Origin of the sequence: Hymenobacter amundsenii (assembly GCF_002204745.1) — a bacterium.
In the GTDB taxonomy this organism is placed as follows: Bacteria; Bacteroidota; Bacteroidia; order Cytophagales; family Hymenobacteraceae; genus Hymenobacter; species Hymenobacter amundsenii.
This window is the reverse complement of record NZ_NIRR01000063.1, coordinates 1-9,062: the sequence shown is the minus strand read 5'-3', so window position 1 is coordinate 9,062 and position 9,062 is coordinate 1. Positions and strand designations below refer to the sequence as shown.

The 9,062-nt window shown below is 59.7% G+C and carries 12 protein-coding genes; 6 read left to right on the top strand and 6 right to left on the bottom strand.

Annotated elements, in window-relative coordinates; genetic code table 11:
* Nucleotides 1–373, top strand: a 373-nt coding sequence (locus CDA63_RS21005) for a hypothetical protein (RefSeq protein WP_165768407.1), incomplete at its 5' end; no start/stop codon positions are given.
* Between the two features lie 89 nt (nt 374–462).
* On the opposite strand, the gene CDA63_RS21145 is transcribed toward CDA63_RS21005, so the two are convergent.
* A complete protein-coding gene (locus CDA63_RS21145; protein ID WP_176900077.1) occupies nt 463–753 on the bottom strand; it encodes a hypothetical protein in 291 nt (96 codons plus the stop codon).
* Between the two features lie 417 nt (nt 754–1,170).
* Between CDA63_RS21145 and CDA63_RS19280 the strand changes: the two genes are divergently transcribed.
* Both CDA63_RS19280 and CDA63_RS19275 read left to right on the top strand, forming a co-directional pair.
* Nucleotides 1,171–1,875, top strand: coding sequence for a carboxypeptidase-like regulatory domain-containing protein (locus tag CDA63_RS19280; RefSeq protein ID WP_165768406.1), 705 nt, complete (start codon nt 1,171–1,173; stop codon nt 1,873–1,875).
* A gap of 166 nt (nt 1,876–2,041) precedes the next feature.
* Nucleotides 2,042–2,467: a hypothetical protein gene (locus CDA63_RS19275; protein WP_126546972.1), complete on the top strand. Its 426-nt coding sequence runs from the start codon at nt 2,042–2,044 to the stop codon at nt 2,465–2,467.
* Nucleotides 2,468–2,644: 177 nt separating this feature from the next.
* Here CDA63_RS19275 and CDA63_RS19270 read toward each other — a convergent pair whose 3' ends face one another.
* Nucleotides 2,645–3,232 carry a hypothetical protein gene (locus CDA63_RS19270; protein ID WP_088466089.1) on the bottom strand — a complete coding sequence of 196 codons (588 nt, stop codon included), beginning with the start codon at nt 3,230–3,232 and terminating at the stop codon, nt 2,645–2,647.
* Between the two features lie 102 nt (nt 3,233–3,334).
* Here CDA63_RS19270 and CDA63_RS19265 point away from each other — a divergent pair, with 102 nt between their 5' ends.
* Together CDA63_RS19265 and CDA63_RS19260 are read left to right on the top strand one after the other, a co-directional pair.
* Nucleotides 3,335–3,763, top strand: a complete 429-nt coding sequence (locus CDA63_RS19265) for a hypothetical protein (protein ID WP_126546971.1) — start codon at nt 3,335–3,337, stop codon at nt 3,761–3,763.
* A gap of 103 nt (nt 3,764–3,866) precedes the next feature.
* Nucleotides 3,867–4,322: a hypothetical protein gene (locus CDA63_RS19260; RefSeq protein ID WP_088466087.1), complete on the top strand. Its 456-nt coding sequence runs from the start codon at nt 3,867–3,869 to the stop codon at nt 4,320–4,322.
* Between the two features lie 47 nt (nt 4,323–4,369).
* Here the strand turns inward: CDA63_RS19260 and CDA63_RS19255 are convergent, their stop codons facing one another.
* A complete protein-coding gene (locus CDA63_RS19255; RefSeq protein ID WP_088466086.1) occupies nt 4,370–5,527 on the bottom strand; it encodes a DUF3616 domain-containing protein in 1,158 nt (385 codons plus the stop codon).
* Nucleotides 5,528–5,722: 195 nt separating this feature from the next.
* Complete coding sequence (locus tag CDA63_RS19250) at nt 5,723–6,700, bottom strand: alpha/beta fold hydrolase (RefSeq protein WP_088466085.1); 978 nt, start codon at nt 6,698–6,700, stop codon at nt 5,723–5,725.
* A 322-nt stretch (nt 6,701–7,022) separates the two neighbouring features.
* Between CDA63_RS19250 and CDA63_RS19245 the strand changes: the two genes are divergently transcribed.
* Nucleotides 7,023–7,988 (top strand): hypothetical protein, encoded by a 966-nt coding sequence (locus CDA63_RS19245; RefSeq protein WP_126546970.1) that lies wholly within the window; start codon nt 7,023–7,025, stop codon nt 7,986–7,988.
* Nucleotides 7,989–8,081: 93 nt separating this feature from the next.
* Here the strand turns inward: CDA63_RS19245 and CDA63_RS19240 are convergent, their stop codons facing one another.
* Nucleotides 8,082–8,456 (bottom strand): hypothetical protein, encoded by a 375-nt coding sequence (locus tag CDA63_RS19240; protein WP_088466083.1) that lies wholly within the window; start codon nt 8,454–8,456, stop codon nt 8,082–8,084.
* Nucleotides 8,457–8,539: 83 nt separating this feature from the next.
* Nucleotides 8,540–8,920 carry an NTF2 fold immunity protein gene (locus tag CDA63_RS19235; RefSeq protein ID WP_088466082.1) on the bottom strand — a complete coding sequence of 127 codons (381 nt, stop codon included), beginning with the start codon at nt 8,918–8,920 and terminating at the stop codon, nt 8,540–8,542.
* Between the last annotated feature and the right edge of the window lie 142 nt (nt 8,921–9,062).

Below are 9,062 nucleotides of genomic sequence, written 5' to 3'. Positions count from 1 at the left end.
CGGGGCCCTCATGCTGGAAAGCGGCAACGGGCTCTCGTGCTACGCCAAGACCCAGGCCGCGTGCCAAAACGGCCAACTCGTCTTGGCGTTTGAACGGCGTCTTTCCCCCCGCACGGCCCGGGCTCGGTTTGAAATCGCGGACACGGTGCACCTGCGCGTGGCCGCGCCCCGGCGTCAAATAGACATCACGTACTGCTCGGCGGCCACAGGCAAGCCCCGCCAGTACTTCGTGCTGTACAAACGGGTGCCTGCCGCTGAGAAACGTTACCTGCCCTATCCGCTGCGCGCCTGGGGAGTCAGCGCACAGGGACACTTGGTGGAGGTGCCGGTCAAATCCCTTCGCTGCCTCAACAACGATTACGGAGCGTATTAATCCCTCCTTTTTTCAAACAGAGCGCGTTTAGCTTCGGACCCTTTGCGTGAACTCTCCTTGTAAGCGGAAAGACATGCTAAGCGAACTGCTTATTTGTCTTGATACGCCACGGATTCGTAGTGGTACTCCACAAAGTTGTTCATCTGCTGTCCCTTTGGGTTGTCCCGTAACACGGCGAATACAATCGTTTTATTGACGGGATTGACAATAATCACGTCCCCATCCACCTCGTTGTCGGAGCCCTTTGCCGCGTTGCAGATGTACATGGTGATGCCCATGCCGGACAGGTCAGGCCGGGTTTGGTCAATGCGGTAGGATTTACCGTGGCCGCTTTTCAGAAAGAGCGTGGCAATCACCTTCTGCTCTTCCAAGACGGTCAAGAACGCCTCGGTCAAAGGGCTGCTGGATTCTTGTTTCCCGTCTTTTACGGTCCGTTGGTTGGTTAACGTGTAGGTCTGCGGCGACTGGGCGGAGCAAGGCCCGGCGTAAGCGCAACAGGTAACCAGCACCAATAGCCACCGGAAACGCAGGAGAAGAAGAACAGGCGACATGTCGGTGGAGAGTAGTGTCGAAAGATAGGCTCCTTATTCTGAATTGCCCTGTTTACCTTCCGACCGTTTCAGTAAACCCTGCTCCGGCCCCGCAAGCGTTGAGCAGATGGCTTGCTCCTCCAGTTGTTGTTCCGGGGGCGCAGTACCTACCTTTCCCAAAAAAACCAGTGGGCCTGGGCAAAACGCCGGCTAGACGTCTTAATGCGGCGGGCCGGCGGGGTCGCCCAGTCCGGCTCACCCTTCTCTATGCTCAACCGTCTTCTGGCGTGCCTGCTCGCCCTCTTGCCCCTGGCCGCCCAGGGCCAAACCGCGGCCGGCCGCGTCGTGTCCCAGACCACTGGCGCCCCGGTGCCCGATGCCACCGTCCGCCTCGAAGGACAGCCCGCAGGTACCCGCACCGACGAAGACGGCCGCTTTCGCTTGCCCGTGTCCGGCGCGGCGCCCGATGCCCCGCTTCGCATCTCGCACCTGGGCTATGAGGCCCGCACGGTACCGCTCAGCCAGCTGGGCCCACCCGTCGGGCTGGCGGAAGTCGCGTACCAGATCGGGGAGGTGTCGGTCACCTACGAGCGCCTCCGCACGCTGTTGCTTCGGGAGTGGAAAATCGACCCCGGCTCAGTGATTGCGGTGACCGACAATTACATTGCCCATGTGCGGGAAACGGACACCCTGCAGGCGGCGAAATTACTGCAACGCACCAGCGGCCTGCGCGCCGCCTTTGCATCGGCGCGTTTGGTGTTTCTGCCCAACGGCACGGTAAAAACGAAGTGGATGCTGTTCAGTGCCCGCAGCCAGTGGGAGCTGGACGAAGCGCAGCGCACCTTGCACCTGGTGGGGCCGAAGGGAGCGGCCGGGACGATGACAGTGGTTGAACTGACGGCCAACCGTTTGGTCGTCAGTTCAACCACGAATCCCGAGCGGCAGAACGAGGTGTATATCCCGGCCAACTAGGCAGGAGCCGTTTTTCCTGCGTCGTATGTAAAGCCCTCGACACGAAGCGGGCACGTCGCGCAAGGAACTTGTTTTGGACGTTGTGACAAGCCTTAACCCCTCCTTTAGCAAACGCAGCGTTTACCTTGCCACCCTTTGCGTGAACAGTTGCTGACATTGTAGTTCCATGTCCAGACGAAGCGAAACGACCCTGTACTTCCTTGCCTGTGTGGTGCTCTACGGCATCGTGGACTACTTTTTCAACCAAGCCCTGTTGTATTTCATCGGCGGGACGATCGGGACCTTATTGAAGCCGCTGTGGCGCGGCAAGTTAGAAGTGCTGCTGGTGTTCCTTGTGTGGAGTTTGCTGCTGGTGGGCTTCGCGCGCCAGTCGGTCACCGCCCACCGAGCGGGCGTGCGGTACACGGCCGTGCTTGTGATTGCGGCGTTGCTGTCGGAAGTAGATTTAATGATGGTCGTGCTCCTGCCCGGTGGCAGTCTACGGCACTTCTACATCGCCTTGGTGGCGGGCGTTCTGGTAAAGTCGCTGGCCTTGAGCTGGCTGCTTTTATCCGGTCGGATGCGCTACCAGAAAATGCACCCCGCGCGGTGAATGCACGTATCCGTTGTATGTTCTTTGGCGAGTCAGACCCTTTCGCTGAATCGCTCTTTCAATTGAACGAAGCGCGTTTACCTTCGGACCATTTTACTGAACATAAGACGACTTCTCGGACCGGCTTGCTTAAGAGCACCACTTTCCCAGGGTTCAGTAAGCGAGTTATAGGTGCCCCTAGTACCACACCCCCAACCAAATTCCTGTAACTGGCCTGGCTAGCAGGTTCTCCCCCGGCTCCTTTTTGCCTAGACTGACGAAACTGATGCTCGGGTAAGCGAGGACCGTATACCACTGCTTTCCATCGCGGGAAATCTCCCGCACTGTTGGTAAAGCATAGTCCGTTCCCTCAACATCAACTGGCCCATACTGTGCTATGACATCGCTAAACTGATGTTTGCCAGGCTGTATGCCCTTGGCAGACGAAACCTTGGCGGTAGCGTCAAATTCAATTCGTATTAACCCCATACGCCTTTGCGAGGAGATGGTGTTGATATAACAAATCAGTCCCTGCTTGCGGTAATGCATAATCACGCCCGTCTCCCGCTTTAGTGTGTTGTGAGAGCCATCACGCGTGCTCACGGTGAGAACATGGATTAGCTTCTCGGACCGGTAGCGGTTCCCCAGTTGTGCTTTGACTTGCTCACCGGAGGACTTGCCAATTCTAAGTCCAAGGAACGTACTGTCTCCTTGAATCACCACTTGTCCTAGGGTTGGCGACACGCCTCCAATAAGTAGAGACGCCAGTAAAATATATTGCATCATTCGATTGACTAACGCCTGTATAGCGAAGGTAACGGCTTAGAAGCAGGCGAAAACGAGGCAATTGTAATTTAGACAAAAGCTTGTTTCGCTAAATTGACCCTTGTGAACCCCGAGCTCTTCGCTGCGCCCACCCCGTCGCGCCAGCGGCTCTTCCTCCTCGACGGGGTGGGGGCGGTGCTTTCGGCCCTGTGCCTGGGCGCGGTCCTGCCCCGGTTTGAGCGCGCGCTGGGCGTGCCGGCCGCGGTCCTGCACCCGCTGGCCGCAATCGCGGGCGCGTTGGCGACGGGCTCGCTGCTGTGCTACTGGGCCAACCCCCGCCCCTGGCAGCCCTGGCTGCGGGCCATCGCCGCGGCGAACCTGCTCTACGGGGTCTTGACGGCTTGTTTGCTCGCGTTTGGCCCCTGGTGCGTCACGGCGTGGGGGTGGGGGTACTTCGGGCTGGAACTGGCCGTGGTGGCGCTGCTGGCCGGCGGGGAGGTGCGCGCGGCGTCCCGTACGCCCGGTCCACGCGACGGAACTGTCCGACCTTAACCCGGGACGCCTGCCATGTTGCTGTTCAGACCATTTTACTGAACGCAAGAAAGCGATACCTTTCGCGCCGGTGCTTCCTGCAGCAGAAAGTTAGCCCGTTCCTATGACCAGTAAAGAAGCCTACTTTCAGGACTTGGAGTCCATCGTAACCGACCAGGTGTACTTGGCCGCCTCGCGGGACGAGTTGGAGAACGAGATTGCCGAGAACATGTGGACCATCGGCGTGAGCGAGGAATTGGCTGGGGCGATTGCGCCCGCAGAGGTACAGGCGTTTTTGCAACGCGTCAAGTGTAACCGCCGCACCCAACTCGCCCAGCGTGGGCAGCCGGGCGGGCTGCGCTACTACCTCTGGCACGACCCGCAGGCGGGGCAGCTGCGCTTTAACTTCATCAGCGTGCTGCATGAAGCTTTGCCGTTCAGGGCCCCCGTCAACGCGTGTGCCGACGAGGCCGCGATAATCCGTGCCTGGCTGCAAGACAGCGGCGGCGTGGGCGCACCGCTACTCGATTCGGCAGACTACAGGGTGCAGGTATATGAAGAAGTACTCCTGAACTATTAGAACCCTCCTATTTCTGAACGGCGCGCGTTTACCCTCGGACCATCTATTTATTTGCTCCTCGGTGGGCTTTTCACGGGCCGGTCCTTTTCAGCGGCGGCGGGCGCTTCGGCCAGTGGGTAGCGGTCGATAACCACTTGATGGGGGCCGGGCTTGCGCGCATCAGCGGGGCTGTCGAAGGCCACGAGCAGGTGCTGGTCGTCGAGCAAGGCCATGCCTTCGGCCTTGTCCTGGCCGGCGGTGGGGCCATGGCCGTGGGGCACGTCGAAAAGGCGGCGCATTCGTTTGGCGTCAATCAGGCTGTCGGCCGCTTGCTGCGTGGCATTGGGCCAGCGGTACACGGCAATGGTGCCGTCGAGGTCCATGGTGGGGCCGGCCAGCACCAACAGATCGGCCCCGCACAGGCGTAGTTCGCGCACGCCCATACCGCCCAAGTCCAGGAAGTGCTTGCGATAGTGCTTTTCGGCCGCGCCGGGCACGGCGTGCAGGCGCAGGCGACCGGGCTTGTCTTCTTCCACGCGCAGCTCCAGCACTACGGCCCAACCGCGGAGCACGGGCCCGCGCAGGCCCACAAACACGTGGCTGCCCGACGATACCGACAGGCCTTCAATGTCGAACCCGTTGTCTTTGCCGGGGATGGACAGAAACGGCTTCAGGTGCGGGTCGTGGGCCAGGGCGTCGAGCAGTTCGTTGCTTTCATCGGTGCCGCGCAACTGGGCGGCGTGGAGCGTCTGAGTGGGGTCGGTGGGGTGCGGGGCTTTTTTGTGCAGCTCAAAATTGCCGGTGGCGGGGTTGCGCAGCAGCGGGATGCGGGCCAGCAGGTTGCGGTTGGGCGCTGCTTTCACCTTGGCCAGGCGCGCCAGCTGCTCGGCGGTGTCGGCCCCTTCTTTTTCGGGTTTTTTCCGTTTGAGGCTGTGCGAGCCGACCAGCCAGAGGTAGTGGCCGTCGGTGGCCATGCCTTCGATATCAATTTCGGCATCTTCGCCGCTGGGCAAGTCCAGCAAATCGGCCAGTTGGTAAGAGCAATGCTCGCCGAACACTTGCGGGCCCGTGCGCCGCAACCGCTCCAGGCTGGTGCGTTCGTCGCAGCTCACCCACAGATTGTCGTCGGTGAGCAGCATGGAGGAGAGGCCATCGCGCACGTGTTTCTTCGCGACGTTGAAACTGAGCGCGGGGGTGAAATGCAGGGTGAAAGGCTGGCGGCGCATGGGGTAGGGGGCAGCGAGGAAAATCAGAATAACGGGCGGGCCCTGGGCAAACGGAGAATGGCGCGAGGGGGTTGGCGAGCGGCAGCTAAGGCCCTATGGCAACCTCGCTGCATTTGCTAGGACACAATCTAAGGCTCCTTTTGTCGTTTGGACCGTTTTTCTGAACGGTAAACGCGCCTTTCACTTTTGGAAATCTTATCTGTTTGTCTCCAGTGTCTGAAGGATTGCTTTTTGAAATTTTTCCGGTTCGTCTTTGTGGATTTGATGTCCGGACTGCTCAAACACCACCAGCCCCTTTCGCGGGGCGTTGAGGGTCTGGAAATAGTTCTGCGTAATGCGGGCCGAAGTTTGGATGTCGTGCTGGCCCACGAAGAAATACACCGGGCAGTGAACCCGCTTCAACGTCTTCGGCAAGTCAATGGCCATGACCTCGTTCCACACAGGCGACCACGTGGCCGACCATTGCAGGAACCCCTTTTTGAACGCCTCGCTGGTGACGTACGTCTGGCCGTCCTTATAAAACAACCATTTCCGGAGGTAGAACAAGTCTTCGTCCTTTTCGAACGGAATGGTGACGCCCGCCAACTCCTGACTGGCCCGCGGGTCTGCTCTGAAATACGTTCTCAGCACGGCCAGCAATTCCTGTTCGCTGGCCAATTGACTAACGACCGGGTTCACGGCGAAGTACGCATGCAGCAGTTCCGGGTGGTGTTCGACCATGTAAAACCCCAACACATTTCCCCAGGAGCTGCCCACCAGGTAGATTTTGTCCTGGTGCAGTTCCTGGGCCAGAAACCGGACGACGTGGTACGTGTCTCGTTGCATCTGCGCCACGGAGGTCGGGGCGGGCGACGGATTCAAGGCCAAGGTCTTACCGGCGCCCCGTTGGTCCCACTGTACCAGGGTAAATTTGGCTTTTAACAGGGTGGTAAAGCCCTTTGCGGCGGGCATCATCGAACTACCGGGGCCGCCTGCTAAAAACAAGAGCACCGGCTTGGTGGCATCATCCGTCTTGATTTCCAGCACTTGCTTGATTCCCTCAATATCCCGGGTGAGCAGTGTGTCGATCCGGCGCGAAAGCCCAGAAGACAGCCGTTGTTGGGCCGGCTGGGCGTGGCCCGCGTAGACGTGAACAAGAAGGGCCAACAGGAGGAAGAGAGAGTGCTTTTTCATGACAGAAAACTGGGTGTCTGTTGCAAGCACCTACCCCCTCGGGGCGTGCGTGGTTGCCAGGTGCCCAGCGTGGGCGGCGGAGCCGGAACGGTACCGGCCAGCAACAGCCATCGGCAGGCGCAGGCCGTCAAATATGGGGGAAACGAATGGAATCAGGGCATGGGAAGCAGGTGGGGGACGGTGTGTGATCCATCGCCCTCACCAGCAAAGCAGGACCAGTAACCAGCTACCCGTCAGGAAACAATGTCCCCTTTCGCGAGTCTGACCGTTTCGCTGAACAAGCATTTAATCCCCATTCGTGGTGATTCGCTAACTTCACCACGTGAACCGAATCGCTGTGGGCCTTCTGCTGGGTCCGTTCCTGACGGGCTGTGCCTCCTCGGTCCCGGCCGCAACGCCCTCGCTGGTGGGCTGGTGGGAGCAAGTCGGGGTGCGCACGGTGAGCCGCGACGAAACCGGGCGGCGGCTGGCGGACCAGCGCCACGAGAACGCCCCGGGCACGGTGTGGCTGGCGTTTACCGCCGCCGACTCCGTCCACTTTGTGGCGCCGGGCCTGCGCCACTCCCCCCCCACATGGTACGCCTACCGGCCGGACAGCCTGCGCTTTCGGGACCGGTCCGGCGAAACGGTCCACCCGGTCCTCAAACTAACGCGCCGCCGCTTGCTCTACCGCACGCACACCCGCAGCAGCGCGGGGACGGAAGACGTGACGTTCACCTACACCCGCGCGGCAGCGGCACCGCCAATGCCCGCCCCACCCGCCGCCACGCCGCCGGACGAGGAGTGGGCGCGAAACCTACCACTAGTCCCACACGACTCCGCCACTCGCCAGCCGACGCCTACTTCGTGGCCCCGAAACGCGCGGACCGGCTCAATCGAGTTCACAGGCGTACTGCCCTGGCCCACGACCGGGGCCACGCCCGCGCAACAACGCGCCTGGGCGCGGCGCTGGTACGCCGCCAACCTGACGGAAGCCAAGCCGGACCCCACGGCCGACACCACCTTTGCGGGATTGAGTAACTGGGCCTACCTGGATTCCGTGTCGTACCCCGGGGGCGTGCCCAGGGGGGAAGACTCGACTTACCACTTTGAAACCTGGCGCCTGTTGTACACAGTCGACCTGGTGCCCACCCCAGCCGGGTTGGCGTACCGCCTCTCCACGTTCCAATGCGGGACAATGGGGTTCGATAACAGCAGTTTTGAGGGCTTGGAAAATGCGCTCGGCCAGTATTCCGAACCAATGGCCGTGTTTCACTGGCGCCTGCGCAAGGCCATAACCCGTTGGTAACCCATCGGCATCCTTGATAAGAATACGCTTCTTCAACTGGACAGCGCTCGTTTAGCTTCGGACCGTTTAGCTACACTGCCGATTTTAGCGAGGTTACTCGAATTCCACCAGTAAGGTGCTTTGTATAAAACCCTTGTGGGGGCAGTTCCGGAGAAATTGGTACAGTGCCTTGCTGTCGCTTAGCCGTAGTGTGTCGTTGGCACGGGCCACTTCCCAGCTCTTGAAGCGACGGGCAATCTGGAAGGTGGCCGAGTCGCTCCACCCGCCAATGCCAAAATACATCGTCGTCCGACCTGGCAGCAGCAACCGCTGCGAAGTCGTATCCGGAAGCCCGGGACGGGAATAGATGGTCTTGAACGAAACCGGCTGCTGGGTTTGGTTATGAAACACCATCCGCAAGGCCGGGTCGCATGCCGTTAGCCCAGCCAAGGCCAAGCCTGCCAGCAATACCTGTAAGCGAGTAGACATCTGAGAAGGAAATAGTAAGTACCCAAAATATACTCCTTCAATTGAATGAGGCGCGTTTACAGCCCTACCCTTTTCGTGAACGATTACTTACCGTGGGTCAACTCCACCACGCGGCCATTCTGTGCTTCCACAATGAGTTCAAACGTTCCCCCGAGCATGTCCTCGGGGAGTGTGCCCGCTAGGTACCAGAAGCCGTTGATTAAGTACACCTCGTAGGGGCGCTGCCTGATAATATTTTCTTTACCGTAAATGGAAAACAGCAACGGTTCCATCATGGCCGTGGCCACGGCTTTGGTGGGTAGCAGAGGTTTGTAGAATGGTGTTTGGGCAGCTGCACTTATGACGCGTTGCACTTGCTGCCGGGCGTGAGCTTCACCCAGCTTACTATGGCTCGATTTCTGGCCACAAGAAGGCAGGGCAAACAGGCAGAGGACACCAGCCAAAACAGATACAGCGAAATTCATCGATGCGAAAAAGACTTGTAAACGACAGGAAGGTAAGAATACCCTCGTTTGTGTTTGACTTGTAGCCGCTGTCTAATTCACGGTGGCGGTGTGGCCGAAGTGCTCTTGCAGCACCTGGTTGATTTTGTCGCGGGTGAGAGGC